The organism is Pseudomonas sp. BMS12 (assembly GCF_001592875.1).
Taxonomy (GTDB): domain Bacteria; phylum Pseudomonadota; class Gammaproteobacteria; order Pseudomonadales; family Pseudomonadaceae; genus Aquipseudomonas.
Map to the genome: position 1 here is coordinate 1 of NZ_LSOF01000024.1, position 26,935 is coordinate 26,935.

The window sequence follows — 26,935 nt, forward strand, 5'->3', positions numbered from 1 at the left end:
ATTGTCTCAAGTCGTTCGCTCCGCTCACTTGGACGTCCGCAAGCTACGCTCGCGGCCGCCCCTTAGCCAAACGTTAGGGGAAATACATCGTGTCCAATCAACTCACGCCTTTATGGGTAGAGTTCCCCAACATTCCATGGGGAAGTATTGGATGGAGAATGGCGTGGGGAGAAGAATACGCCAACAAATGGACCTCTTGGTTCACATCTCTTTCGGATGCCGACCAAAGTAAATACATTGAGCAGTGGCCCGAAACAAGCGATTGGGCAGGATTTTATGAAAATTTACTGAAGGGAGCTGTTCCCCTATGGAAAAAAGAGCGGGAAGCCAAGATTGCTGCCTCGGCCAAAGAACCTACAGCTGAGGAGGATGAAATACATGATAAATACAGAATTTTATGGATGCTACGTTCGTATTTAAAAAAGCCAAGCGTGAGCATCAAAAGCGATGGCAGGCATAGTTGGATTTTAGTGGATCCAAACGGTGATACCTGGTCCCTCATAGAAGCGCAGGAAAACTCACCAGGCGAGTTCACCAAGCCTTATTTAATTCGCTTTCATGACAGGCTAACTGGGGACAACAACCTTGAAGTTAAACGACCAATCCCCTAACAACTGGCTCAAGCCGCTCGCTTCGCTCACTCGGGACCGGCTAAAGCCGGCCCCTTAACCAAACGTTAGAGTGCAAATCCATGACCGACAGCAGGGAAGCGCTTCGATACGCAGCAAAGCTTCTATTTCAGTACCGAGTTATTGATTGCAATGGGCAATCCAATGTCATGCGCACCTGCGAAGAACGCATAATTGTCATTAACGCCATCTGCGCCACCGAGGCACTTGACCTAGCCAAAGAGCGAGGAGTCTCTGCACAGCACAACTATAAAAACAGTGCAGGCTCACGCGTTAGCTTTGAATACGTTGGCATCATGGAGCTTCTTCATCTTGGAGTGGAGTGCGAAGAAGATGAAGTCTGGTATGAAATCACTCAGCGCAAGCTCCCAATGGAAAGATCATCAAGCATTCTTCCCAACGAAGACGAGCTTAACGCCATTAGATTAAAACTTTGAAAGTACAGAGAGCCTAATGAACTCCACGCAAACCAATCAGCACTCTAACAATTGGTTCAAGCTCGTTCGCTTCGCTCACTCTGGACGTCTGCAAGCTACGTTTGCAGACGCCCCTTAACCAAACGTTAGAAACCACATGAAGCTTCTTTGGCGCCTGCTCATCCACACTACAATCGCTGCACTGGCTCTACCAGTAATCGCAGTGCTTATATTTGACATTTTTTGGATTATTCCGCGTATAGAGCACGTCAAAAATCTTGCCGAGACGGGAAGCATAGAAGAGCGAGCCCCAGCGCCGTTAATCACCAGAATGGTAATTGCCTCAGAGCCAAACGGCCTCAATTGGCAAGTAGCAAGAATACTCATCAGTCAATCTGAGCCACCATTCAAGCCCCACGGCAATTTACAGTGGCATTTAGTTGGTGTAACCACATCTTTCCTATTAAAAGTACATCTATCAGAGCAAGAGCTAGTTTCCATTTATTGCTCGCGAATATATGTCGGAAACAAATCTTACGGCCTAAACCATGCAGCACATAAACTCTTTGGAAAAAGTCTTTCGCAGCTCAATACTAATGAGGCGGCAACTGTCGCAGCCTGGCCCAAAGCACCTAACTACTTTGAAAAGAACCAAGCATCATTACAACGCAATCGAGACAGAATTCTTAACAACTTAGCTGGTGGTATCTAACAATGCGCTCAACTGCCGCTCACTTCGTTCGCTGGACGTCCAAAAGCTACGCTTTTGGCCGCCCGTTAGCTTAATCGTTAGATGCACACAGACTCAGCCCATACGGCTTGGCTGCGAGAGATACGGATTTAGGAAAAATAGTCAACGCACAGCAAGGACTAATCGGCCGCTGTGGGTGATATCGAAGATTTTTCTGCTGCATAAATGGAGGCGGCCCCATCAGCCACACCCCGGCACACAATGTTCCCGCTGTGGCTGCTTCCTTCCGGACCTGACCAGGTTAACGGGTAATCGTTGCGGGGGGACCGATGGGGCCACCATAACGAAGCCCGTCGAGCGACGGGCCGCGCCATTGTACTGGTTGGGAGCAAAGTTACAACCGCTTCAAGCACTTAGCTCTCACGATTGACGCACACAGGCACCGAGCGCCCCTACACCCGGAAGCGCCCGACCAGCTGGGCCAGGCCGTGGGACAGGTCGGAAAGCCGTGCACTGGCCTGGGTGCTTTGCTCCGAGGTCGCGGCAGCTTCGTTGGACAGATCGCGAATATCGCTGATGTTGCGGGCAATTTCCTCGGTCACGCTGCTCTGCTGTTCGCAGGCCGTGGCGATCTGGGCGGCCATGTCGTTGATCCGAGCCACCGAGTCGCCGGTGGCGGACAGTGCACCATCCACACCAGCAGCCCGTTCGACGCTGTCGCGCGCCTTGACGCTGCCCGAGTGCATGGCCTTGACGGCATTCTGCACGCCGGACTGTAGGCGCTCGATCATTTCCTGGATGTCTTTGGTCGAGTCCTGAGTGCGAGCAGCCAGAGCGCGCACCTCATCAGCGACCACTGCGAAGCCCCTGCCCTGCTCTCCGGCCCGGGCGGCCTCGATGGCGGCATTTAGCGCCAGCAGGTTGGTTTGCTCCGCAATACCTTTGATCACAGCGAGAACGGCCCCGATATTGGCGGTCTCCTGCTCCAGGGTCTGGATGGTGTCGGAAGCGCTCTCAACCTCATGAGCCAACTGGCGGATCGCGTGGATGGTGGCGCCTACTACCTGCGCGCCCTCGCGGGACTGTTCTTCGGCACTGCGCGCGGCATCCGCGGCATTCTGCGCATTGCGCGCCACCTCGTGCACGGCCACGCTCATTTCGGTAGCGGCAGTACTGACCTGATCCACGGCGGCGTGCTCACTGCTGATCAGCCGGTCATTGGCCGCGGCCATGCCTGCCAGGCTTTGCGCCGACTCGGCCACTTCGCCGGTAACCCGACCGACTTCCTTGATCAGTGGCTGCAACTTGTCGAGAAAGCGGTTGAAGGCATCGCTGAGCTTGCCCAGCTCATCACGCGAAAGCACTTCCAGGCGCACGCGCAGGTCGCCGTCCCCCTCGGCGATCTGCTCGATGCGGTTCAGCAGGTTCTGCAGCGGACGAGTGACCAGCACCGGGAAGCCCAGCACCAGAACGGCACAGATGAACAGGCCGACGACGATGATGGCGCCCTGTTGCCAGCTGAGCTCCTCGCCCAAGGCGATTGCCTTGAGACCTTCGGCATTGGCCTCGTTGTCTTCCATCTCGCCGAGCTTGTCGATCGAGTCGCGCATCGCCTCGAACTGCGTTTCGCTATCGCCATAACTCAGCACGGAGGCCGCATCGGGATCGCTGTCGGACAGTTCCAGAACCTTGCTCGAAGTGGCCTTCCAGCGCGCGAAGCCGCTGTCGAAGCTGGCCACCAGGGCCAGCGCCTCGGCACTTGGCTGCATGTCGGCATATTTGTGCACGCGGTCGTAGGCCTGTTGCAGGTTCTCGGCGTGCGAGGCACGCAGCGCCTCGGCATGCTCACCTGCGGCCTCGTCGAGCAGGCTGCGCTCGGCAACGAAGGCCTGATAGAGGTCGCGGTCAGCATTCAACAGCACGCTGATAGCCGGCAGATAGCGATTGGTCAGGCGCGTGCTGGAGTCGGCGACCTGGTTGATGCCCTGCATGCCCAACCCTCCCATCAGCACCAGTAGCAGGGCCAGCAGCAGAATCGGCAGGGCAATCTTCCAGCGAAAACCGAGGTCGGCAAATAAGCGCAGCATGTTGGCTTCTCCCGCGCAATAGAACGCTATTGTTGTGCCATCAGCATAGTCACTGAAAACAGGGGTGTCCCTGACATCGACACCCACAGCTCACTGGAACATGGCTGACAGCTGCTCGCCGGTCCTGGATCAATTCACCGGCTGAGCTCTTAACATAGCGGCAGAAGAAGGCGGGGCTTTATGGTAGCGTGCCCGGCAAACCACACCACTGGAGCCCCCATGGCCATTACCAAGGACCAACTGATTTCCGACCTCGCCGAAGCCTGCGACCTGCAGAAAACCAGCGTGCGCGCCCTGCTCGATCAGCTCGGCGAGATCATCGCCGATGCACTGGAAAACGATGGCGAGATCAGCCTGCCAGGCGTCGGCAAGCTCAAGGTCAGCGAGCGCCCGGCGCGCACCGGCCGCAACCCGTCGACCGGCAAAGCCATTCAGATCGCCGCGAAGAAGGTGGTCAAACTGGTGCCAGCCAAGGCTCTGGTCGACGGCCTGAACTGAGTTGTCGCAATTGGCCAGCTAGGGCTCGATGCCGTAGCTGGCCAGCGCGGCGAGGAATTGTTCCTCGTCCAACACCCTGATACCCAGCTCACTGGCCTTGGCCAGTTTCGAACCGGCGCCCGGCCCGGCCACCACGCAGTGGGTTTTGGCCGATACCGAGCCCGCGACCTTGGCGCCCAGGCTTTCCAGGCGCTCCTTGCCTACATCCCGGCTCATGGTCTCCAAGGTGCCGGTCAGCACCCAGGTCTGCCCGGCCAGCGGCAAGCCTTCGACCACCTTCTTCTCGCTCTCCCAGTGCATACCGAAGTCGCGCAGCTGCGCCTCGATTTTCGCAGCGCGCTCGGCATTGGCCGGCAGGTCGAAGAACTCACGCAGTGACTTGGCGGCCTTTTCATTGAGGCGCTCGACCTGGCGCAGATCCAACCAGTCGGCCTCGATCACACCCTGCAGGGTGCCGAACCTGGCAGCCAGTTTCTCTGCGCCAGTGATGGCGATGAAGGGGATGTTGAGCTTGTCGATAAAGCCCGGCAGGGTCGCACAGGCGGAGAACTCGGGGTTGAGTTCTCCCTCTTCCTGCAACTCGACACCGCGCGCCAGCAACTCGTCGATGACCTTAAGGTTGTGACTGTCGCCGAAGAAGTTGTGGATCTCGAACGCGACCTCCAGGCCAACATCCGGCAGGTAGGTCAGCACCTCCGGCAGCGCCTGGCGGATGCGCGCTAGCGAGCCCAGGGCGCGGGCCAGCAGCTTGGCGGTTTCCTCGCCAACATCGGGAATGCCCAGGGCATAGATGAAGCGCGCCAGTGTCGGTCGCTTGCTGTCGGCAATGGCGGCCAGCAGGTTGCGCGTGGACAGATCGGCGAAGCCTTCCAGCACCACCACCTGTTCGTAGGTCAGGGTATAGAGGTCGGCTGGCGAGGCGACCAGACCGGTGTCGACCAGTTGCTCGACGATCTTGTCACCAAGGCCCTCGATATCCAGGGCGCGACGCGAGACGAAGTGAATGATCGCCTGCTTGAGCTGGGCCTGGCAGCTCAGGCGGCCGATGCAGCGATAGACCGAGCCTTCGCTGATGCTCTCCTTGCCCTTGCTGCGCTTGATCAGCTGGGTGCGCTCCACGGCCGAGCCGCAGACCGGGCACTGCTCCGGGATCTGCACCGCACGCGCATCGGCCGGACGGCGCTCGGCGACCACCTGCATCACCTGCGGGATCACATCCCCGGCGCGGCGGATGATCACCGTATCGCCGATCATCAGACCGAGTCGTTGGACCTCGTCCATATTGTGCAGCGTGGCGTTGGCCACGGTGACGCCAGCCACCTTGACCGGTTTCAGCCGCGCCACCGGGGTTACCGCACCGGTACGCCCGACCTGGAATTCGACGTCGAGCAGCTCGGTGAGCTCTTCCTGGGCGGGAAACTTGTGGGCAATGGCCCAGTGCGGGGTGCGCGCACGAAAGCCCAGCTGCTGCTGGTCTTCGATGTTGTTGACCTTGAACACCACGCCGTCGATGTCATACGCCAGCGCCATACGCCGCTCGCCAATATCGCGGTAGTAGTCCAGGCAAGCCTGCACACCCTTGGCCAGCTTCAGCTCACGACTGATCGGTACACCCCAAGCCTTGAGCTGTTCCAGCATAGCCACTTGCGTTGCCGGCAGCTCGCCGCTGACCTGACCGACACCATAGCAGCAGAACTCCAGCGGCCGGCTGGCGGTGATCTTCGGGTCCAGCTGGCGCAGGCTGCCGGCGGCGGCGTTGCGCGGGTTGGCGAAGGTCTTGCCACCGCTCTCGGCCTGCCGGGCATTGAGCTCGTCGAAACCGGCCTTGGGCATGTACACCTCGCCGCGCACCTCCAGCACCGCCGGCCAGCCCTCGCCCTGCAACTTCAGCGGCACGTTGCGGATGGTGCGCACGTTGGCGCTGATGTCCTCGCCGGTACTACCGTCGCCGCGAGTTGCGCCGCGCACCAGCACACCTTCGCGATACAGCAGGCTGACTGCCAGGCCGTCGAGCTTGGGCTCGCAGCTGTATTCCACCTCGGCGCCGCCACCGAAAAGATCCCCCGCAGATAGCCCCAGGCCGCTCTGCACGCTGCGATCGAAGGCCAGCAGATCGTCTTCCTCGAAAGCGTTGCCCAGGCTGAGCATGGGCACTTCGTGGCGTACTTCGCCAAACGCGCCCAGGGCCTCGCCGCCCACGCGCTGGGTTGGCGACTCCGGCGTGATCAGCTCGGGGTGTTCAGCCTCCAGCGCCTGCAGCTCGCGGAACAGACGGTCGTACTCGGCATCCGGCACGCTCGGCTCGTCCAGCACGTAGTAACGGTAATTGTGCTCATCCAGCTCGGCGCGGAGCTCGGCAATGCGTTGGGCGACATCGGTCATGGGGCGTGGGTCCTGAAAAACGACAAGAGCAGCCTAGGCTGCTCTTGGGATTGCATGGGGGGGGGAACGGTCAGCGCTTGCCGGCGAGCTGCTTCTTGCGCTCGAACTCGACGATACGCTGACGGTAGTGCTCGATGGTCTGTGCGGTCATCACGCTGCGCTGGTCGTCCTTCAGCTCACCATTGAGCTCATGCGCCAGCTTGCGCGCAGCGGCGATCATCAGGTCGAACGCCTGCTTGGGATGACGCGGCCCTGGAAGACCGAGGAAGAAGCTCACCGCCGGGGTGTAGAACAGGTCGAAATCATCCAGGTCAAAGGTGCCCGGCTTGACGCCGTTGGCCATGGAGAACAGCACTTCGCCATTGCCGGCCATGCTCTCGTGGCGGTGGAAGATGTCCATCTCGCCGAAACGCAGACCGCTTTCCAGAATGTTCTGCAGCAGTGCCGGGCCCTTGAAGCCGTCTTCGGCACGGGCGATCACGTTGATCACCAGCACTTCCTCGACCGGCGGCAAATCTTTGGGCCTGGCGACAGGTTGCTCGTCCTCTTCCTCGACCGGGGTCAACAGCGTCGGCACCGGCTCGTCGGCATCCAGGTTGAGGTCGCCCTGCTGCGGTTCGATATTGCGCCGGCGATTGAGCTCGCTGGCGCTCATGGAGGGCATGTCTTCTTCTTTGAATTCGGGATCACGCTTGCGATCGACGACCCGCGCAGGGCCGAGCAGATCGGGGTCGGAATCGTCGTCCGGCAAGTTGCTGAAGCTGTGGTCGAGTTTGAATTTCAGTTTGCCACTGCCACCGCGCATGCGGCGCCAGCCATCAAACAGAATGCCGACGATAACGATCACACCAATGACGATCAGCCAATAGCGCAGCTCCATGAAACTCCCAAGCCCCTGAACGATTAATTTGTAATGGAATCAAGGGCTTCCCGCCCCGTAAAAACGCAAATAACTGTATGTTTCTACAGCTGTTTTTCGTGTGTAACAAAAGTGAGGCTTAAGCTAGCACGACGAACGGTAAATGTGCACCGCCGCAAGGCATTTCGCCATGTTTAATGCCTCCGAATCAGGCATCGACCAGCGACATGGCCTCCTCGACATCCACCGCCACCAAACGCGAGCAACCCGGCTCGTGCATGGTCACCCCCATCAATTGATCGGCCATTTCCATGGCGATCTTGTTGTGGGTGATGTAGATGAACTGCACGGTTGCCGACATCTCCTTGACCAGGCGCGCATAGCGGCCGACGTTGGCGTCGTCCAGCGGCGCATCGACTTCGTCGAGCATGCAGAACGGCGCCGGGTTGAGTTTGAAGATGGCAAACACCAGGGCCAATGCGGTCAGTGCCTTCTCGCCACCGGACAGCAAGTGGATGGTGCTGTTCTTCTTGCCCGGCGGACGCGCCATGATCGCCACCCCGGTATCGAGTAGATCCTCGCCGGTAAGTTCCAGGTAGGCGTGACCACCGCCGAAAACTTTAGGAAACAGCGCCTGCAGGCCGGCGTTGATCTGATCGAAGGTTTCCTTGAAGCGGTTGCGGGTTTCCTTGTCGATCTTGCGGATGACGTTTTCCAGGGTCTCCAGCGCCTCGACCAGGTCGGCGTCCTGGGCATCCAAGTAGCGCTTGCGCTCGGACTGCTGCTGGTACTCGTCAATGGCCGCCAGGTTGATCGGCCCCAGGCGGGCGATACGCGCGGCGAGGCGCTCCAGCTCCTCGCTCCAGGCCTGTTCACTGGCCTCGCCCGGCAAGGTGGCGAGCACGCCATGCAGGTCGTAGCCCTCTTCCTGCAGCTGCTCCTGCAGGGCCTTGCGCTGCACGCTGAGGCCCTGCCAGTCCATGCGCTGCTGCTCCAGCTGGCCGCGCAGCAGTTGCGCCTGCTGCTCGGCCTGGCTGCGGCGCTTCTCGGCGTCGCGCAGCTCGCGGTCGGCGTCCTCCAGGGCCAGGCGGGCGAGCTTGAGCTCGTCCTCCACGCCCATGCGCCGCTCCAGCAGTTCCTCGAGCTTCATGCGCAGCTCTTCCAGCGGCGCAGCGCCCTCCTCCAGATTCAGATTGAGCTGCTCGCGGCGCTCGATGGCGCGCTCGAACTGCAGTTCCAGGCGCTCCAGCGCCTGGCGGGTCGACTCGTGCTGGGCCTTGATCGAGCCCAGACGTACAGCAAGTTGATGAGCATGGTCCTTGTGCTGACGGGCCTCCTGGCGCACCCGGTCGAGGCGCTCGCGCAGTTGGTCGCGGCTGGCCAGCAGTTGCTCGCGTTGTTCGGTGTCGACGGCCATTGTGTCCAAGGCGTCCTGCAGAATCAGCCGCGACTCGCCCAGCTGCTCCTGCTCCAGCTCGCGCTGCTCGGCGGCCTCGTTCAGCTCGGCGTCCAGGCGGCGACGGCGCAGGGCCAGTTGCTCGGCCTTGGCCTGGCCGGCCGACAGCTGCGCCTTCAGCTCGCCCTGGCGACGGGCTTCGTCCTGCACCAGACGGCGCTGCTGCTCACGGGTCTCTTCCTGCTGACGCTGGCTGGCCTGCAAGCGCTGCAGGCGTTCGTCCAGATCGGCCAGCGCCGCTTCCCGCTCCTCGCGTTCGGCCTGCAGCCGTTCGAGCTCCTGACCGCGGGCCAGCACGCCGCTCTCGGCCTCGCTGGCGCGGCGCACGCGCAGGAAGTTGCGCCCGACCCAGTAACCGTCACGGCTGATCAGCGACTCACCCTCGCCCAGTTGCAGGCGCTGGGCCAAGGCATCGTCGAGGGTTTCCACCGGACGTACTAGACCGAGCCAGGGCGCCAGGTCGAAGGCCGCCTCGACCTTGTCCAGCAGGCTGCCAGCAATACGAGCACCGCCGCGCTGCGGGCTGACCAGGCGCAATTCGCCCTGATCGAAACCAGCCAGATCGAGACCATTGAAATCATCCAGCAGCACCGCCTGCAGATCGGTGCCCAGCACCGTCTCTACCGCCAGCTCCCAACCGCTCTCCACGCGCAGGCCCTCGGCCAGGCGCGGGCGGTTGCTCAGCTGCTGCTCGCGCAGCCATTCGGCCGCGCCCTTGCCAGGGTTCAGCGCGGCCTGCTGCAAGGCTTCCAGCGAGGCGAGGCGGCCATTCAGGCGCTGCAATTCGCCCTGAGCCTGTTGCTGCGCCTGGGTTGCCTGCTGCAACTCGCCTCGCAACTGTTCCAGGTGCTCGGCCTGACCTTCCTCGGCGGCCTGCAGCTCTTCCAGTTGCAGCTCGCTGGCGGCCAGTTGCTCGGAAAGTTCGAGGATGGCCGCATCTTCGGGATCAGCGGACAGTTGGGTCAATTCGTCGGCCAGGCGGCGCTGGCGCTCGGCCAGGCGCTCCAGGCTCTGTTCCAGCTGGGCGATGCGCGACTGCTGCACCTCGGCCTGGCGGCGCGGCTCGGCGCTGCGCTGGTTGAAGCTCTCCCACTGTTCCTGCCAGCCGTGCATGGTGCCCTCGGCTTCCTCCAGCGTGGCAGCGGACTCCTCGGCAGCAGCGCTGGTCAGTTCCTGCTCGGGTTCGAGCATGGCCAGCTCTTCGCCGAGCGTGGCCAGCAGGGTGCGGTCGTGCCCCAGGTGCGATTCGGTTTCCTGGCGGGCGCGCTCGGCCTCGTTGAGATCGTCCTGCAATTGGCGCAGGCGCTGCTGGCCGTGCTGGATGCTCTGTTCGACGCGGGCGATATCGCCGCCCACCGAATAGAAGCGTGCCTGCACCTGATTGAAGCGTTCGGACAGCTCGTGGTGGCCGTCGCGCAAGCGTTCGATGCTGGCGTCGGCGCTGCGCTGCTCGGCCACCAGGGCCTCGAAGGCCACTTCCTGATCGCCGATCACCTGCTCGCGGACGCCGACCTGTTCGTTCAGGGTCTGCCATTTGAGCGCCGCCAGCTGTGCCTTGAGCTGCCGCTCTTCTGCCTTGTATTCCTGGTATTTCTCGGCAGCCTGAGCCTGGCGATGCAGGCGCTCAAGCTGGCGCTCCAGCTCTTCGCGCAGGTCGGTCAGGCGTGCCAGGTTCTCGTGGGTGCGACGGATGCGGCTCTCGGTCTCGCGGCGGCGCTCCTTGTACTTGGAGATGCCGGCGGCTTCCTCGATGAAGTTGCGCAGATCCTCCGGCTTGGCCTCGATCAGCTTGGAGATCATGCCCTGTTCGATGATCGAGTAGCTGCGCGGCCCCAAACCGGTGCCGAGGAAGATGTCGGTGATGTCGCGGCGGCGGCACTTGGTGCCGTTGAGGAAGTAGGTGTTCTGCCCGTCGCGGGTGACCCGGCGGCGGATGGAAATCTCGGCAAACGCCGCGTATTCGCCCACCAGCGTGTTGTCGCTGTTGTCGAAGATCAGCTCGATGCTGGCCTGAGTCACCGGTTTGCGCGTGTTGGAGCCATTGAAGATGACGTCGGTCATCGACTCGCCACGGAGGTTCTTCGCCGAACTCTCGCCCATCACCCAGCGAACGGCGTCGATGATATTCGACTTGCCGCAGCCGTTTGGGCCGACAACGGCAGCCATATTGCTAGGAAAACTGACGGTGGTCGGGTCGACGAAGGACTTGAAGCCTGCCAGCTTGATGCACTTCAGGCGCATGCCAGAGCCTCGCTCGCGGACAGGCGGGTACCGACGCGAATGGCGAGCCGCCCACTGGGGCGCTCCATGGCCTGGAAGCTCATGCTGCTCCTGCTTCTGAAAGGGGATAAAAGGACCGGAAACCGGGCGCCGACGAGTGTAACACAGGCTTTTGACAGGCCAATCTGAGCGGCGAAGGAGCCTTTGCTAGAGGCTTGCAAGAATTTATCTGACTTTGAAGTCAGAATTAGTTGACCTGAAAGTCAGAAAAACTTAACTTGACCAAAACCAGCCCTTCGCCACAACAAATACAAAGCCTGGAGGTCGTACTTGATCCAGTTCCTAATCAACGGCGAGTTGCGCAGCGAGCAGCAACTCGACCCCAATGTCACCGTTCTCGACTACCTGCGCGAGCATGCGGGCAAGCCTGGCACCAAAGAGGGCTGTGGTTCCGGTGACTGCGGCGCCTGCACCGTGGTGGTCGGCGAGCTCGCCGGCGAGCCGGGGCGCGAGCGCATCCGCTACCGCACGCTCAATTCCTGCCTGACCTTCGTCGCGGCCCTGCACGGCAAGCAGCTGATCACCGTGGAGGACCTGCGCCACCAGGGCAAGCTGCACCAGGTGCAACAGGCGATGGTCGACTGCCACGGCTCGCAATGTGGTTTCTGTACTCCCGGCTTCGTCATGAGCCTGTTCGCCCTGCAGAAAGGCTCCGACGGCTACGACAAGGCGCAGACCATGGAGGCCCTGGCCGGCAACCTGTGCCGCTGCACCGGCTACCGGCCGATCATCGATGCCGCCGAGCAGGCCTGCTGCAACCGTCAGCCAGACCAGTTCGACGCCGCCGAGGCCGATACCGTGGCCAAACTCAAGGCCATCGCCCCACGCGAGACCGCGGAGCTGAACAGCGGCGACAAGCGCTGCCTGCTACCGCTGACCGCCGCCGACCTGGCCGAGCTGTACAGCGCCAACCCGCAGGCGCGCCTGCTGGCCGGCGGCACCGACCTGGCACTGGAAGTCACCCAGTTTCACCGCGAGCTGCCGGTGATGATCTACGTCGGCCACATCGCCGAGATGAAGCGCATCGAGGTCAGCGCCAGCCATATTGAGATCGGCGCGGCCGCCCCGCTGTCCGACTGCTACGCGGTACTGAGTAACGAATACCCGGACTTCGGCGAGCTGCTGCACCGCTTCGCCTCGCTGCAGATCCGCAACCAGGGCACCCTGGGTGGCAATATCGCCAACGCCTCGCCGATCGGTGACGCCCCGCCCCTGCTGATCGCGCTGGGTGCGCAGATCGTCCTGCGCAAGGGCAGCCAGAGCCGCACCCTGCCACTGGAAGACTACTTCCTCGATTACAAGGTCACCGCCCGCCAGGACGGTGAGTTCATCGAGAAGATCCTAGTCCCGCGCGCCAAGACAAATCAGGAGTTCCGCGCCTACAAGGTCTCCAAGCGCCTGGACGACGACATTTCTGCGGTATGCGCGGCGATCAACCTGACCCTGGTCGACGGCACGGTGCGCGAAGCGCGCATTGCCTTCGGCGGCATGGCGGCAATTCCCAAGCGAGCCAGCGCCTGCGAGCAGGCCCTGACCGGCGCCGCCTGGTATCCGGGCAGCATTGAGCAGGCCTGCGAGGCCCTGGCCGAGGATTTCACCCCGCTCAGCGACTTCCGCGCCAGCCAGGAATACCGCCTGCTGGCCGCGCAGAACCTGCTGCGCCGCTGCTTCCTCGAACTGTACTCCCCTGAAGTGAAAACCCGGGTGACCGCCTATGTCTAACCATCACGTCAGCAAGTCCCAGGCAGAGCTGGCCGAACTGTTCCGCGCCGGTATCACCACCGGCGTCGGCCGCAACGTCAAGCACGAGAGCGCCGACAAGCACGTCAGCGGCGAAGCGGTGTACATCGACGACCGTCTGGAATTCCCCAATCAGCTGCACGTCTACGCCCGCATGAGCGAGCGTGCCCACGCGCGCATCACCAGGCTGGACGTCACCCCCTGCTATGCCTTCCCCGGCGTAGCCATCGCTATCACCGCCCAGGATGTGCCCGGCCAGCTGGATATCGGCGCCGTGGCCCCCGGTGACCCGCTGCTGGCCGACGGCAAGGTCGAATACATCGGTCAGGTCGTTCTGGCGGTTGCCGCCGACAGCCTGGAGACCGCGCGCAAGGCGGCCATGGCCGCCATCATCGAGTACGAGGACCTGGAGCCGGTGCTCGACGTGGTCGATGCTCTGCGCAAGAAGCATTTCGTGCTGGACAGCCACCAGCACAAGATCGGCGACTCCAGCGCGGCGCTAGATCGCGCCAAGCACCGGATCAAGGGCAGCTTGCACATCGGCGGCCAGGAGCACTTCTACCTGGAAACGCAGATTTCCTCGGTAATGCCCACCGAAGACGGCGGCATGCTGGTGTTCACCTCCACGCAGAACCCCACCGAAGTGCAGAAACTGGTCGCCGAAGTGCTCGGCGTGCCCATGCACAAGGTGGTGATCGACATGCGCCGCATGGGCGGTGGCTTCGGCGGCAAGGAAACCCAGGCGGCCGGCCCGGCCTGCCTCTGCGCGGTGATCGCCCAGCTGACCAAGCGCCCGACCAAGATGCGCCTGCCGCGCATGGAAGACATGACCATGACCGGCAAGCGCCACCCCTTCTACGTCGAGTACGAAGTGGGCTTCGATGACGACGGCCTGCTCAGCGGCATCGAGATGGACCTGGCCGGCAACTGCGGCTATTCCCCGGACCTGTCCGGCTCCATCGTCGACCGCGCCATGTTCCATTCGGACAACGCCTACTTCCTCGGCAACGCCACCATCAACGGCCATCGCTGCAAGACCAACACCGCGTCGAACACCGCCTACCGCGGCTTCGGCGGCCCGCAGGGCATGGTCGCCATCGAGGAAGTGATGGATGCGGTCGCCCGCCACCTCGGCAAGGACCCGCTGGAGGTGCGCAAGCACAACTACTACGGCAAGACCGAACGCAACGTCACCCACTACCACCAGACCGTCGAGCACAACGTCATTCACGAGATGACCGCCGAGCTGGAGGAAAGCTGCGAGTACACCAAGCGCCGCGAGGAAATCCGTGCCTTCAACGCCAGCAGCCCCGTGCTGAAGAAGGGCCTGGCGCTGACCCCGGTGAAGTTCGGCATCAGCTTCACCGCCAGCTTCCTCAACCAGGCTGGCGCGCTGATCCACGTCTATACCGACGGTTCGATCCACCTCAACCACGGCGGTACCGAGATGGGCCAGGGCCTCAACACCAAGGTCGCCCAGGTGGTAGCCGAGGTGTTCCAGGTCGATATCTCGCGCATCCAGATCACTGCCACCAACACCGACAAGGTGCCCAACACCTCGCCGACCGCCGCCTCCAGCGGCACAGACCTCAATGGCATGGCGGCCAAGAACGCGGCCGAGACCATCAAGCAGCGCCTGGTCGAGTTCCTGGTCAAGGAATACCGCGTGACGGAAGAGGACGTGGAGTTCCGCAATGGCCAGGTGCGCGTGCGCGATCACTTCCTGTCGTTCGAGGAAACCATCCAGAAAGCCTATTTCGGCCAGGTGTCGCTCTCCAGCACCGGTTTCTACCGCACGCCGAAGATCTTCTACGACCGCAGCAAGGCCGCCGGCCGCCCCTTCTACTACTACGCCTTCGGCGTGGCCTGCGCGGAAGTGCTGGTCGATACCCTGACCGGCGAATACCGCATGTTGCGCACCGACATCCTGCACGACGTGGGTGACTCGCTGAACCCGGCCATAGACATCGGCCAGGTCGAAGGCGCCTACGTGCAGGGCATGGGCTGGCTGACCACCGAGGAACTGGTGTGGAACGCCAAGGGCAAGCTGATGACCAACGGCCCGGCCAGCTACAAGATCCCGGCAATCGCCGACATGCCCATCGATCTGCGGGTCAAACTGGTGGAAAACCGCAAGAACCCGGAGCAGACCGTGTTCCACTCCAAGGCCGTGGGCGAGCCGCCGTTCATGCTCGGCATCGCCGCCTGGTGCGCCCTCAAGGACGCCGTCGCCAGCCTGGCCGACTACCGCGTACAACCGCAGATCGACGCCCCGGCCACCCCGGAACGCGTGCTGTGGGGCGTGGAACAGATGCGCAAGCTGAAGCAGACCGCCAAGAGTGCCAGCGCCGTTGCGGTAGAGCCGGCCTAACGTCAAGCGTGGCCCGGAAGCGATCCGGGCCACGCGCGACCTCGATCAGGTGTAGAACAATGACAAAACACACCACAAACAAACCCCAAGAGCAGCGGCCGGTGCCGTTGCTGGAACCGTCGCTGAGCAACTGGCGCCTGCCGCGCCCAGGACAGACCTCGCCGACCTGGAGGCTGAGCAAATGAGCTGGATCAGCGCCCTCGCCGAACTGCAGCAGCAGGGAGAAGCCTGCGTGCTGGTCACCATCATCGAGGAACAGGGCTCGACGCCCCGCAACTCCGGCTCGAAGATGGTGGTCACCGCGGAACGCATCTTCGAGACCATCGGTGGCGGGCACCTGGAGTTCAAGGCCATGGAACTGGCTCGCGAAATGCTCGCCTCGCGCACTCAGGACACCCGCCTGGAGCGTTTCAGCCTCGGCGCCAGCCTCGGCCAGTGCTGCGGCGGCGCCACCGTGCTGCTGTTCGAGCCCATGGGCCAGCCGCAGGCGCATGTCGCCCTGTTCGGCGCCGGCCATGTCGGCCGCGCCCTGATCCCCCTGCTCGCCAGCCTGCCGCTGAAGGTGCGCTGGATCGACTCGCGCGACAGCGAGTTTCCCGAGCACATCCCGCCGGGCGTCGAGAAGGTGCTCAGCGAGGAGGTGGTCGATGAAGTGGAGAACATGCCGCCCGGCAGCTACTTCATCGTCATGACCCACAACCACCAGCTCGACCTGGAGCTGACCCAGGCCATCCTCGAACGCGGCGACTTCGCCTACTACGGCCTGATCGGCTCGAAGACCAAGCGTGTCAAGTTCGAGCACCGCCTGCGCGAGCGCGGCTTCGCCGCCGAGCTGCTACAGCGCATGCGCTGCCCGATGGGCCTACCGGAGGTCAAAGGCAAGCTGCCGACGGAGATCGCCATCTCCATCGCCGGCGAGGTCATCGCCCAGTACAACGCCCATTTCGGCCAGGACACTCGCAAGGGCGCCTCGACCGTCAGCCGCCTGCTGCCGGATTCGCGCCGCGCCAAGTCCTGAACCCATAATCCAAGGCCGGATGCGTGCGCGTGTCCGGCTGTCGCACGGCCGCCGTGAAGGCCACAGAACCACGGAAACGACATGACGCAGAACCTGAAAGCCTACCGCGCCGCAATCCTGCACAGCCTTGCCGACCCCACTGAGGTGGGCGTCGAGGCGTCCTACCAGTATTTCGCCGACGGCATCCTGCTGGTCGAGGATGGTCGCGTGGTCGAGGTTGGCGCCGCCGAGGCCCTGCTGCCGCGCCTGCAGGGCGTGGAGGTAGGCGAATACCGCGACGCACTGATCACCCCCGGCTTCATCGACACCCACATCCATTACCCGCAGACCGGCATGATCGCCTCCTACGGCGAGCAGCTGCTGGACTGGCTGAACACCTACACCTTCCCCACCGAGCGCCAGTTCGCCGACAAGGCGCATGCGGCCGACGTGGCCGGCATCTTCCTCAAGGAACTGCTGCGCAACGGCACCACCACCGCGCTGGTGTTCGGCAGCGTGCACAAGGCCTCGGTGGATGCCTTCTTCGAGGCGGCCCAGGCACTCGATTTGCGCATGATTGCCGGCAAGGTGCTGATGGATCGCAACGCCCCGGATTACCTGACCGACACTGCGGAGTCGGGCTACGCCGAGAGCAAGGAGCTGATCGAACGCTGGCACGGCAAGGGTCGCCTGCACTATGCCGTCACCCCGCGCTTTGCCCCGACCAGCACGCCCGAGCAGCTGGAGCTGGCGGGCAAGTTGTTCGCCGAATACCCGGATCTGTACATGCACACCCACCTGTCCGAGAACCGCAAGGAGATCGAGTGGGTCAAGGAGCTGTTCCCGGCACGCAAGGGCTATCTGGATGTCTACGACCACCATGGCCTGATCGGCCCGCGCGCGGTGTTCGCCCACGGCGTGCACCTGTGCGACGAGGAATGTGCGCGCCTCGGCGAAACCGGCTCGGCGGTGGCCTTCTGCCCGACGTCCAACCTGTTCCTCGGCAGCGGCCTGTTCGATCTGCAGAAGCTGGAGCGGCATGGCGTGCGCGTAGGCCTGGGCACCGATGTCGGCGCCGGCACCAGCTTCAGCCAGCTGCAGTCGCTGAACGAGGCCTACAAGATCATGCAACTGCAGGGCAACAAGCTCGACCCTTTCAAATCGCTGTACCTGGCCACCCTGGGCAGCGCCCGCGCCCTGTACCTGGACCAGCACATCGGCAACTTCGAAGCGGGTAAAGATGCCGACTTCGTGGTAATCGACTACAACGCCACTCCGCTGTTGAGCTACCGCATGCAGCAGGCGCGCAGCCTGGAGGAGCGGCTGTTCGCGCTGACCATCCTCGGCGACGATCGTGTCATCCGCGAAACCTTCGCCGCCGGACGCTCGGTGCACCAGCGCGATTGATCTTGCTGAGCGGGAGCCGGTCAGCAGCGAGCAGATGCAGGAGGGGCCTTGGCCGCGACTCAGGCAGCACAGAAGCGTCGCGGCCAAGGCCCCTCCTACGAGCTTGAGTGTCGGGTATGGCATCAGTGGATGCTGATTGCCCTGCCACAAACAGCACAAACAAAAAGGCCCCGCATTGCGGGGCCTTTTTGTTACGACGCTGATCAGGCGCTGCGCGAAGCGCGAGGCGCCTTCTTCTTGCCTTGCAGCAGGTGCGAGAACACTGCATGCAGGTCGTCGGTAGCGTTGTCGTCTTCCAGGTTGAGCTTGGCGTCGACGCTGTCCATGTGGCGCATCATCAGCCCCACGGCGCGCTCGACGTCGCGCGCCTCGATGGCGTCGATCACCTGGTCGTGCTCGTCGTCCGAGCAATGGGTGCGGTTGCTGCTCTCGTACAGCGCGATGATCAGCGACGTCTGCGACACCAGGCTGCGCAGGAAGCCAACCAGAGTCTGGTTGCCTCCAGCTTCGGCCAGCTTGAGGTGGAATTCGCCGGACAGGCGGATGCCCTTGGCGCGGTCACCCTGGGCGAAGCAGGCGCGCTCGTCCTGCACCATCTGCCGCAAACCAGCGATCTGTGCCGGGGTGGCATGCAAGCAGGCCAGCTCGGTAATGGCGCGTTCGATCATGCGGCGGGCATAGAAGATCTGCCGCGCCTCGTCGGCACCGGGACTGGCGACCACCGCGCCCCGGTTCGGGCGCAGCGATACCACGCCCTCATGGGCCAGGCGCGACAGGGCACGACGGATAATGGTGCGACTGACACCGAAAATTTCGCCGAGGGCTTCCTCGCTCAGCTTGGTGCCGGGCGCCAGGCGCTGTTCGAGGATTGCCTCGAAGATGTGCGCATAGACGACCTCGTCCTGGGTACCGGCGCGCACGGCCTTGGCGGCACGCGGAGTCTTGCTCAGAGATTGCACTGCTTCGTTCATGTGGCTCACGTGAGAGAAATAAGGAATCTCGCTGGCGCGACACTACGCCGAAGACAGGGTTGTTGACCAGTGTCTCATCGCGCAGATCGCTCGATTGCCGGCATTGTACACAAAACTTTCGCCACAGCCACGCACCCCAGCGCCCATGCGGCTTCCAGCCTACCCACAAAGTCTCGCGAGCTGCATAGAAGTCTTTGCGAGGTTGTTTTGCAGATTTCAGAGAAAACATTAATTGACTTTTTTGTACACAAAAAGATAATCCAACTGCACACTTCCTGACCTAAAAGTCAGAAAAAGGCACAGCCCCGTGAGGCAACGCACCTCAAGTCGACGCCAGCGCAAGGAACACAGGTAACCAGCCAGGCGAGCGACCAACAACAAACAACGAGAGGTACCAGCTGTGGAAAGCGCGAAGCAACAAGAACAACAACCGCTGGCGGAATATTCATCGGGACGCGGGCTGCTCGAGAGGCTGTTCAAGCTCAGCGAACATCGCACCACCATCAAGACCGAGCTGATCGCCGGCCTGACGACTTTCGTCACCATGGCCTACATCATCTTCGTCAACCCGAACATCATGGCTACCGCCGGCGTCGACCACGGCGCGGCCTTCGTCGCCACCTGCCTCGGCGCGGCGCTGGGCTGCTTCCTGATGGGCCTGTACGCCAACTGGCCGGTCGGCCTGGCACCCGGCATGGGCCTGAATGCCTTCTTCACCTACACCGTGGTCGGCGAGATGGGCTACAGCTGGCAGATCGCACTAGGTGCCGTCTTCCTCTCCGGCATCCTGTTCATGATCATGAGCCTGTCGAAGATTCGCGAATGGCTGCTCAACAGCATCCCCATGAGCCTGCGCTTCGCCATGGGTGCCGGGGTCGGCCTGTTCCTCGGCCTGATCGGCCTGAAGACGGCAGGCATCGTCGTCGATAGCCCGGCCACCCTGCTGACCATGGGCTCCTTCGGCGAGCCGTCGGCGATCCTGGCCGCCGTCTGCTTCCTGCTGATCGCCGTGCTCAGCCACCGCAACGTATTCGGCGCCATTCTCTTCAGCATGCTGGCGGTCACCGCTGCCGGCTGGATGCTCGGCCTGGTCGAGTACAACGGCCTGGTCTCCATGCCGCCGAGCCTGGCGCCAACCTTCCTCGCCATGGACATTGCCGGCGCCCTCAATGTCGGCATGATCAGCGTCATCCTGGCCTTCCTCTTCGTCAACATGTTCGACACCGCCGGCACACTGATGGGCGTCGCCCACCGCGCCAACCTGGTGGATGAAGACGGCAAGATCCAGAACCTGTCCCGCGCCCTGAAGGCCGACAGTACCTCCAGCGTGATCGGTGCCATGGTCGGCTGCCCGCCGGTAACCAGCTACGTCGAAAGTGCCTCGGGCGTCGCCGCCGGTGGCCGTACCGGCCTCACTGCCATCGTGGTCGGCCTGCTGTTCCTCGCGGCGATGTTCTTCGCCCCGCTGGCCGGCATGATCCCCGCCTACGCCACCGCCGGCGCCCTGATCTATGTGGCGATGCTGATGATGAGCGGCATGGCCCACATCGACTGGAAGGACCACACCGACACCATTCCAGCCATCGTCACCGTGGTGATGATGCCGCTGACCTTCTCCATCGCCAACGGCATCGCCCTGGGCTTCCTCACCTATGCCACGCTCAAGCTGCTGACCGGCCAGCGCGACAAGGTTTCTGTCAGCCTCTACGTGCTATGCATTATCTTCATCGCCAAGTTCGCCTTCCTCTGAGGTCTGGCTGAACCCACCGAGCCCCGGCGTACTGCGCCGGGGCTTTCGCACATTCGGAGTACCTGCATGAACCTCGACACCTGGCTGCTGTACGCCAGCGCCGCCCTGATCGTGATTCTGATCCCCGGGCCGCTGTCGCTGCTGATGGTCAGCAACAGCCTCAACTACGGTGTGCGCCGCTCGTTGCCGGCCTTTCTCGGCGGTGTGTCGGCCTCGATCTGCCTGATCTGCGCCTCGGCGCTCGGCCTGGGCGCCCTGCTCCTCGCCTCCGAGCAATTGTTCAGCCTGCTCAAGCTGGTCGGCGCGCTGTACCTGTTCTACCTGGCCTGGCAGAGCTGGCAGGACTCACGGCGCGCCGCGCAGCCGGTGACCCTCAGCGAGCAGCCGGTCAATCCGGGCTTCCGCGCCCTGTTCTGGAAGGCCTTCGGCCTGGGCGCCAGCAATCCAAAGGACATCCTGTTTTTCGCCGCCTTCCTGCCGCAGTTTCTCAGCGCCGAACGGCCACTGCTGGGCCAACTGCTGGTGATGATCGCCACTTGGGCCCTGCTCGACCTGTTCTGCAAGCTGTTCTATGGCTGCAGCGCCCAAGCCCTGGGGCGCTACCTGCGCTCCGGGCGCGGCCAGGTGTGGTTCAACCGCACCAGCGCTGGTCTGTTCGGCGTCGCCGGCACCGCCTCTCTGCTATCGCGCTGAGCGCTACTACAGAATCGACAGTCGCCCGAATGCAATCCGGAGGGCTGCCTGCTTCCTGAGTGGGAGCAACTGTCTTTGAAAGGCGCGCCCCGCTCGACCGAAGCGAGTTGGCAGTGAGCACACGTCGGAGGGCCTTGGCCACGAGGCTTCTGTACGGCCTGTATCGCGGCCAAGGCCGAGTGCCGCCCAGCTCTTCCTGCGCATGGCTCAGCGACCGAAGCAGAGTAAAGGCAAACTGCTTTCGTGGGAGCGGCTTCAGCCGCGATTGGGGGGCCCGGAGCTATTCCGCGCACCCTGTGTCGCGGCCAAGGCGGAGTGCCGCGGAATGCCACCCAGCCCAGCCTCTCCTACGCAGCCAACGCCAAGCCAGCGCAGCTCCACAGAGCCATGAAAAAGGCCCGCGCAAGGCGGGCCTGATACGAAGCTGCAGAACGATGCCGGCTAGCTACCACGATAGGTCGAGTAGCTGTAGGGCGAAATCAGCAGCGGCACGTGGTAGTGCTCCTGGCTCTGGTCGATGCCAAAGCGCAGCACCACCACGTCCAGGAAGGCCGGTTCGGCCATGACCACGCCGCGCGCGCGGTAGTAGTCGCCAGCATGGAAGTGCAGCTGATAGACACCACTGCGATAGTCATCGCCCTGCAGCAGCGGCGCGTCGCAGCGCCCGTCGTCGTTGGTTCGGGCTCGCGCCACCAACTCCAGCCCGCCAGCCTCGACCCGGTACAACTCGATAGCGATATCGCGGCCAGGGCTGCCATGGGCAGCATCGAGTACGTGTGTTGTCAGTCGTCCCATCGCGTTCAGGGCGCCAGCGGCGCCTCACCTCCTCTGCTAAATGGTTATTGGGGCCGGGCCAGTATCGGCGGCGACGGCCTGATGCGAGCAATATAGAACAGCAGATAAGAGTTTTTGTACACAATTTTTACGCACCATATCTGCGCACCTAACCTCTGCATGGAGCCGCGCTGTACCAGGCTGGTGCAGCAGAACCAAGGCAAGGCTGCGGGACAATTAGAGAAATAGCGATTTACAGACCGCCATTGTTTTTGTATACAATTAGCCAAGCCGCTTTATCCGGATAATCTTCCGCGACGGCATCCACTCGATGAAGGAACACTCACGTGAGCGCTGACTATCCTCGTGACCTGATCGGCTACGGCGACACCCCTCCCCATCCGCACTGGCCGAATGATGCCCGCATCGCCATTTCCTTCGTGCTCAATTACGAGGAAGGCGGCGAGCGCTGCGTGCTACATGGCGACAAGGAATCCGAAGCCTTCCTCTCGGAAATGGTCGCCGCCCAGCCGCTGCAGGGCGTGCGCAACCTGAGCATGGAGTCGCTCTACGAATACGGTAGCCGCGCTGGCGTCTGGCGCCTGCTCAAGCTGTTCCAGCGCCACGACATCCCACTGACCATCTTCGCCGTGGCCATGGCCGCACAGCGCCATCCGGACGTGATCCGTGCCATGGTCGAAGCCGGCCACGAGATTTGCAGCCACGGCTACCGCTGGATCGACTATCAGTACATGGACGAGGCGCAGGAACGCGAGCACATGCTCGAAGCCATCCGCATCCTCACCGAACTGACCGGCGAGCGCCCACTGGGCTGGTACACCGGCCGTACCGGCCCGAATACCCGGCGCCTGGTGCGCGAGGAAGGCGGCTTCCTCTACGACAGCGACACCTACGACGATGACCTGCCCTACTGGGACCCGGCCAGCAGCGCCGAGAAGCCGCACCTGGTGATCCCTTACACCCTGGACACCAACGACATGCGCTTCACCCAGGTGCAGGGCTTCAACTGCGGCGACGACTTCTTCAATTACCTGCAGGATGCCTTCGACACCCTGTACGCAGAGGGCGAAGCCGGCGCACCGAAGATGCTCTCGATCGGCATGCACTGCCGCCTGCTCGGCCGGCCGGCACGCATCGCCGCCCTGGCGCGCTTCATCGACTACGTGAAGAGCCACGACAAGGTCTGGTTCGCCCGCCGTGTCGACATCGCCCGCCACTGGCACGCCACTCACCCCTTCCAAGCACAAGGAGCCGCGCAATGAGCCGCTTCCAGACCCTGACCCCGTCCAGCCTGGACCGCGACGCATTTGTCGCCGCCTTCGCGGAAATCTACGAGCACTCGCCCTGGGTCGCCGAGAAAGCCTATGACCTTGGCACCGATGCCCAGGTCGACGACATCGACGGCCTGCACCAGCGCATGGCCGACATCCTGCTCAGTGCCAGCCGCGACCAGCAGCTGGCACTGATCAACGCTCACCCGGACCTGGCCGGCAAGGCAGCCATCCGCGGCGAGCTCACCGCTTCCTCGACTTCCGAGCAGAGCGGTGCGGGCATCCACGCGTGCACAGCCGAGGAATTCGCCCGTTTCACCGAACTCAACGATGCCTACAAGGCCAAGTTCGGCTTTCCCTTCATCAAGGCGGTTAAAGGCAGCAACCGGCACCAGATCCTGGCGGCCTTCGAGGAGCGTATCCACAACTCCCCGGAGCAGGAATTCGCCACCGCCCTGGCCGAGATCAACAAGATCGCGCTGTTCCGGCTGCAAGCACTCTGAGCACAGCCGGCCCGCCACCTCCCCCGTACGAGAAGAGCCCAATGAAAACCTACGCCGTACCCTTCGAGAAATACGTCAACCTGGCCGACGCCCGCCTGGGCACCAAAGCCATCTCGGTTACCGATGACTGGTTCGCCGACGTCAACCGCCTGTTCCAACCGACCCCGGCCGTATGGAAGGAAGGCGTGTTCGACGACAACGGCAAGTGGATGGACGGCTGGGAATCGCGCCGCAAGCGCTTCGAAGGCTACGACAGCGCCGTGATCAAGCTGGGCGTACCGGGCTCGATCAAGGGTGTGGACATCGATACCAGCCACTTCACCGGCAACTTCCCGCCGTCGGCTTCCCTGGAAGGCTGCTTCGTCGCCGAAGGCGACCCGAGCGACAGCACCGAGTGGAGCGAAGTACTCGGCGCAGTGGAACTGCAGGGCAACAGCCACCACTACCACGAGATCAACAACAGCCAGGCCTTCACCCACCTGCGCTTCAATATCTACCCGGACGGTGGCGTGGCCCGCCTGCGCGTGTACGGCGTGCCGTTCCGCGACTGGTCCAGCATCGGCGACAACGAGCAGATCGACCTCGCCGCCGCCCTCAACGGTGGCCGCGCCCTGGCCTGCTCCGACGAGCACTTCGGGCGCATGAGCAACATCCTCAACCCGGGCCGCGGCGTGAACATGGGTGACGGCTGGGAAACCGCCCGCCGCCGCACGCCGGGCAACGACTGGGTGATCGTCGCCCTCGGCCACCCTGGCGAGATCGAGCGTATCGTGGTCGATACCCTGCACTTCAAGGGCAACTACCCGGACAGCTGCTCGATCCAGGGCGCCTACGTCAAGGGCGGCACCGACAGCCAGATCGAAACCCAGAGCCTGTTCTGGCGCGAGCTGCTGCCGAGCCAGAAGCTGTCGATGCACGCCGAGCACGAGTTTGCCGAGCAGATCGCCAAGCTCGGCCCGATCACCCACGTGCGCCTGAACGTGTTCCCGGACGGTGGCGTCAGCCGCCTGCGCCTGTTCGGCAAGCTGGCCAAGTAAGACGTCCCCTCTCCCGCCGGGAGAGGGGAAACAATCCACGAACAAGTAGACCCACATGCGCAAACTGATCATCGAGCCTTTGAGCAAAGAAGCTTTCGCCCCCTTCGGTGATGTCATCGAAACCGAGGGCAGCGAGTTCTTCATGATCAACAACGGCTCCACCCGCCGTTACCACAAGCTGGCCACGGTTGAGACCGCCCAGCCTGAGGACAAGGCGATCATCAGCATCTTCAGTGCCGAGGCCCTGCAGATGCCGCTGACGGTGCGCATGCTGGAGCGCCATCCGCAGGGCAGCCAGGCCTTCGTGCCGCTGCTCGGCAACCCCTTTCTGATCGTGGTCGCGCCACTTGGCGATGCACCTGAATCGGAGTTGGTCCGCGCCTTCCGCAGCAACGGCAGGCAGGGCATTAATTACCATCGCGGCGTCTGGCACCATCCGGTGCTGACGATCGAAAAGCGGGATGACTTCCTGGTGGTTGATCGCAGTGGTTCAGGCAACAACTGCGATGAGCATTACTTCACCGAGGACGAGCAGCTCCTCCTCGACCCCCACCACTAATAAGAGAAGCCCGGCCGGGCGGCGTGACGCTCGGCGGGAAAGAGGTAACGATTGTGGAAGCACATCTGACCGAATGGCTGAACCTGGGCATCCGCTGGCTGCACATGATCACCGGCATCGCCTGGATCGGCGCATCCTTCTATTTCGTCTGGCTGGAGAACAACCTCAACCGCAGCAACCCGCGCGAAGGGTTGTCGGGTGATCTCTGGGCCATCCACGGTGGCGGCATCTACCACCTGGAAAAATACAAACTGGCCCCGCCGAAAATGCCGGAGAACCTGCACTGGTTCAAATGGGAGGCCTACTTCACCTGGATGTCGGGCGTCGCCCTGCTGATGGTGGTGTACTACCTCAACCCCAGCCTGTACCTGATCAAGCCTGGCGTGGAGCTGGCTCCGGCTGCAGCCATCGCCATCGGCGCCGGCTCCCTGCTGGCCGGCTGGATCGTCTACGACCTGCTGTGCGACTCGCCGCTGGGCAAGAAACCCGCCCTGCTCGGCCTGGTGCTGTTCGTGCTGGTGATCGGTGCGGCCTGGGGCTTCAGCCAGATCTTCAGCGGCCGTGGCGCCTACATCCACGTCGGCGCACTGATCGGCACCATCATGGTCGGCAACGTGTTCCGCATCATCATGCCGGCCCAGCGCGCGCTGGTGAAGGCCATCGAGAACAACACGACGCCCGACCCGCTGCTGCCGGCCAAGGGCCTGCTGCGCTCGCGCCACAACAACTACTTCACCCTGCCGGTGCTGTTCATCATGATCAGCAACCACTTCCCGAGCACCTACGGCAGCCCGTACAACTGGCAAATCCTGGCCGGCATCGCCATCGTGGCCGTGCTGATCCGTCACTACTTCAACACCCGCCACGACAGCCACAAGTTCGCCTGGACCCTCCCGGCAGGCGCCCTGGGCATGATCTGCCTGGCCTTCGTCACCGCGCCGAACTACAAGGCAAGCACCGCCCCGCTAGCCAATGTCGCGCCGACACCGCAGGCCGAGGCGATTGGCGCGCCCAAGGACGCCCCGCAACTGAACAAGGTGGAAGAGGTGCCCGCGAGCAAGCCGGCTGCCGCCGAAGCAGCAGGTGCACCGAAACTGGACAAAGTGGTCAGCGTGATCCACGAACGCTGCACCGTTTGCCACTCGGCCAAGCCGAGCAGCCCGATGTTCAGCGCAGCACCTGCCGGCGTGATGTTCGATACCGCGCAGGAGATGCAGGCCAACGCCGCGCGCATCCAGGCGCAAGCGGTTGCTTCGCAGATCATGCCGCTGGGCAACATGACGCAGATGACCCAGGAAGAACGCGATCTGATCGGCGCCTGGATCGCCCAGGGCGCACGCATCGACTGATCTACCACGACGGGCCGTACTGCCTCCCTGGCGGCCCATCGCTTCGTGCCTGCCGCAAGGCAGGCCTTTTTATCACTAGCGTCTGCGGCACAGGCCGGGCGGCAATCCGCTTAAGCCACGCCCTCGCCGCAGCGCCTTGCTGCATAAGAGCATCCCTCGGGCTGCCCTTCCCCCACCTCCCGGGCGCCCACACA

21 protein-coding genes, 1 other RNA gene and 1 pseudogene are annotated in these 26,935 nt (G+C 62.9%); 15 read left to right on the forward strand and 8 right to left on the reverse strand.

Annotation, left to right across the window (positions count from 1 at the left end):
• The first annotated feature begins 89 nt into the window (after positions 1-89).
• The 3 genes from AYB31_RS21585 to AYB31_RS21275 all read left to right on the forward strand — a co-directional run bounded on the left by AYB31_RS21585 (position 90) and on the right by AYB31_RS21275 (position 1,757).
• On the forward strand, positions 90-611 hold the full coding sequence (locus AYB31_RS21585; RefSeq protein WP_153020757.1) for a hypothetical protein: 522 nt from the start codon (positions 90-92) through the stop codon (positions 609-611).
• 80 nt (positions 612-691) lie between these two features.
• The gene (locus tag AYB31_RS21270; protein ID WP_082805375.1) at positions 692-1,066 is read left to right on the forward strand and encodes a DUF4288 domain-containing protein; all 375 of its coding nucleotides are present in this window, start codon (positions 692-694) and stop codon (positions 1,064-1,066) included.
• 136 nt (positions 1,067-1,202) lie between these two features.
• Entirely contained in the window at positions 1,203-1,757 is a 555-nt protein-coding gene (locus AYB31_RS21275) for a transglycosylase domain-containing protein (RefSeq protein WP_082805376.1), read from the forward strand.
• A gap of 214 nt (positions 1,758-1,971) precedes the next feature.
• Here the strand turns inward: AYB31_RS21275 and ffs are convergent.
• From ffs to AYB31_RS22420, 3 genes and pseudogenes are all read right to left on the reverse strand, one after another.
• An RNA gene (ffs, locus tag AYB31_RS19420) (signal recognition particle sRNA small type) lies at positions 1,972-2,068 on the reverse strand.
• Positions 2,069-2,188: 120 nt separating this feature from the next.
• On the reverse strand, positions 2,189-2,968 hold the full coding sequence (locus tag AYB31_RS22415; protein ID WP_442961846.1) for a methyl-accepting chemotaxis protein: 780 nt from the start codon (positions 2,966-2,968) through the stop codon (positions 2,189-2,191).
• A gap of 126 nt (positions 2,969-3,094) precedes the next feature.
• Positions 3,095-3,823: pseudogene (locus AYB31_RS22420) on the reverse strand (MCP four helix bundle domain-containing protein); the annotation flags it as partial.
• Positions 3,824-4,042: 219 nt separating this feature from the next.
• On the opposite strand from AYB31_RS22420, the gene AYB31_RS19430 reads away from it, so the two are divergent.
• A complete protein-coding gene (locus AYB31_RS19430; RefSeq protein WP_068830669.1) occupies positions 4,043-4,321 on the forward strand; it encodes an HU family DNA-binding protein in 279 nt (92 codons plus the stop codon).
• An 18-nt stretch (positions 4,322-4,339) separates the two neighbouring features.
• On the opposite strand, the gene ligA is transcribed toward AYB31_RS19430, so the two are convergent.
• The 3 genes from ligA to smc all read right to left on the reverse strand — a co-directional run bounded on the left by ligA (position 4,340) and on the right by smc (position 11,259).
• Entirely contained in the window at positions 4,340-6,703 is a 2,364-nt protein-coding gene (gene ligA / locus AYB31_RS19435; RefSeq protein WP_068830670.1) for an NAD-dependent DNA ligase LigA, read from the reverse strand.
• A 70-nt stretch (positions 6,704-6,773) separates the two neighbouring features.
• Positions 6,774-7,583, reverse strand: coding sequence for a cell division protein ZipA (gene zipA, locus AYB31_RS19440; protein WP_068830671.1), 810 nt, complete (start codon positions 7,581-7,583; stop codon positions 6,774-6,776).
• A 187-nt stretch (positions 7,584-7,770) separates the two neighbouring features.
• Positions 7,771-11,259 carry a chromosome segregation protein SMC gene (smc, locus tag AYB31_RS19445; RefSeq protein ID WP_068830672.1) on the reverse strand — a complete coding sequence of 1,163 codons (3,489 nt, stop codon included), beginning with the start codon at positions 11,257-11,259 and terminating at the stop codon, positions 7,771-7,773.
• A 309-nt stretch (positions 11,260-11,568) separates the two neighbouring features.
• Here smc and xdhA point away from each other — a divergent pair, with 309 nt between their 5' ends.
• The 4 genes from xdhA (at position 11,569) to guaD (ending at position 17,813) form a co-directional block, all read left to right on the forward strand.
• Entirely contained in the window at positions 11,569-13,020 is a 1,452-nt protein-coding gene (gene xdhA / locus AYB31_RS19450) for a xanthine dehydrogenase small subunit (RefSeq protein WP_068830673.1), read from the forward strand.
• Complete coding sequence (xdhB, locus tag AYB31_RS19455) at positions 13,013-15,409, forward strand: xanthine dehydrogenase molybdopterin binding subunit (RefSeq protein ID WP_068830674.1); 2,397 nt, start codon at positions 13,013-13,015, stop codon at positions 15,407-15,409. The genes xdhA and xdhB overlap by 8 nt, the downstream gene beginning before the upstream one ends.
• 181 nt (positions 15,410-15,590) lie before the next feature.
• A complete protein-coding gene (xdhC, locus tag AYB31_RS19460; protein WP_068830675.1) occupies positions 15,591-16,427 on the forward strand; it encodes a xanthine dehydrogenase accessory protein XdhC in 837 nt (278 codons plus the stop codon).
• 81 nt (positions 16,428-16,508) lie between these two features.
• On the forward strand, positions 16,509-17,813 hold the full coding sequence (guaD, locus tag AYB31_RS19465) for a guanine deaminase (protein ID WP_068830676.1): 1,305 nt from the start codon (positions 16,509-16,511) through the stop codon (positions 17,811-17,813).
• 203 nt (positions 17,814-18,016) lie between these two features.
• On the opposite strand, the gene AYB31_RS19470 is transcribed toward guaD, so the two are convergent.
• Positions 18,017-18,784 carry a GntR family transcriptional regulator gene (locus tag AYB31_RS19470; RefSeq protein WP_068830677.1) on the reverse strand — a complete coding sequence of 256 codons (768 nt, stop codon included), beginning with the start codon at positions 18,782-18,784 and terminating at the stop codon, positions 18,017-18,019.
• 400 nt (positions 18,785-19,184) lie between these two features.
• On the opposite strand from AYB31_RS19470, the gene AYB31_RS19475 reads away from it, so the two are divergent.
• Both AYB31_RS19475 and AYB31_RS19480 read left to right on the forward strand, forming a co-directional pair.
• Positions 19,185-20,534, forward strand: coding sequence for an NCS2 family permease (locus tag AYB31_RS19475; protein ID WP_068830678.1), 1,350 nt, complete (start codon positions 19,185-19,187; stop codon positions 20,532-20,534).
• A gap of 66 nt (positions 20,535-20,600) precedes the next feature.
• Positions 20,601-21,227, forward strand: a complete 627-nt coding sequence (locus AYB31_RS19480; protein ID WP_068830679.1) for a LysE family translocator — start codon at positions 20,601-20,603, stop codon at positions 21,225-21,227.
• Positions 21,228-21,668: 441 nt separating this feature from the next.
• Here the strand turns inward: AYB31_RS19480 and uraH are convergent, their stop codons facing one another.
• A complete protein-coding gene (gene uraH / locus AYB31_RS19485; protein WP_068830680.1) occupies positions 21,669-22,022 on the reverse strand; it encodes a hydroxyisourate hydrolase in 354 nt (117 codons plus the stop codon).
• 326 nt (positions 22,023-22,348) lie between these two features.
• Here uraH and puuE point away from each other — a divergent pair, with 326 nt between their 5' ends.
• From puuE to AYB31_RS19510, 5 genes are read left to right on the forward strand one after another with little or no spacing between them, the layout of a single operon-like run.
• The gene (puuE, locus tag AYB31_RS19490; RefSeq protein ID WP_068830681.1) at positions 22,349-23,284 is read left to right on the forward strand and encodes an allantoinase PuuE; all 936 of its coding nucleotides are present in this window, start codon (positions 22,349-22,351) and stop codon (positions 23,282-23,284) included.
• Positions 23,281-23,796, forward strand: a complete 516-nt coding sequence (gene uraD, locus AYB31_RS19495; protein ID WP_068830682.1) for a 2-oxo-4-hydroxy-4-carboxy-5-ureidoimidazoline decarboxylase — start codon at positions 23,281-23,283, stop codon at positions 23,794-23,796. Before puuE ends, uraD begins: the two co-directional genes overlap by 4 nt.
• A gap of 41 nt (positions 23,797-23,837) precedes the next feature.
• On the forward strand, positions 23,838-24,833 hold the full coding sequence (gene alc, locus AYB31_RS19500; protein ID WP_068830683.1) for an allantoicase: 996 nt from the start codon (positions 23,838-23,840) through the stop codon (positions 24,831-24,833).
• A gap of 55 nt (positions 24,834-24,888) precedes the next feature.
• Complete coding sequence (locus AYB31_RS19505; RefSeq protein ID WP_068830684.1) at positions 24,889-25,392, forward strand: ureidoglycolate lyase; 504 nt, start codon at positions 24,889-24,891, stop codon at positions 25,390-25,392.
• Between the two features lie 53 nt (positions 25,393-25,445).
• Positions 25,446-26,741 carry a urate hydroxylase PuuD gene (locus AYB31_RS19510; RefSeq protein ID WP_068830685.1) on the forward strand — a complete coding sequence of 432 codons (1,296 nt, stop codon included), beginning with the start codon at positions 25,446-25,448 and terminating at the stop codon, positions 26,739-26,741.
• Positions 26,742-26,935: the final 194 nt, after the last annotated feature.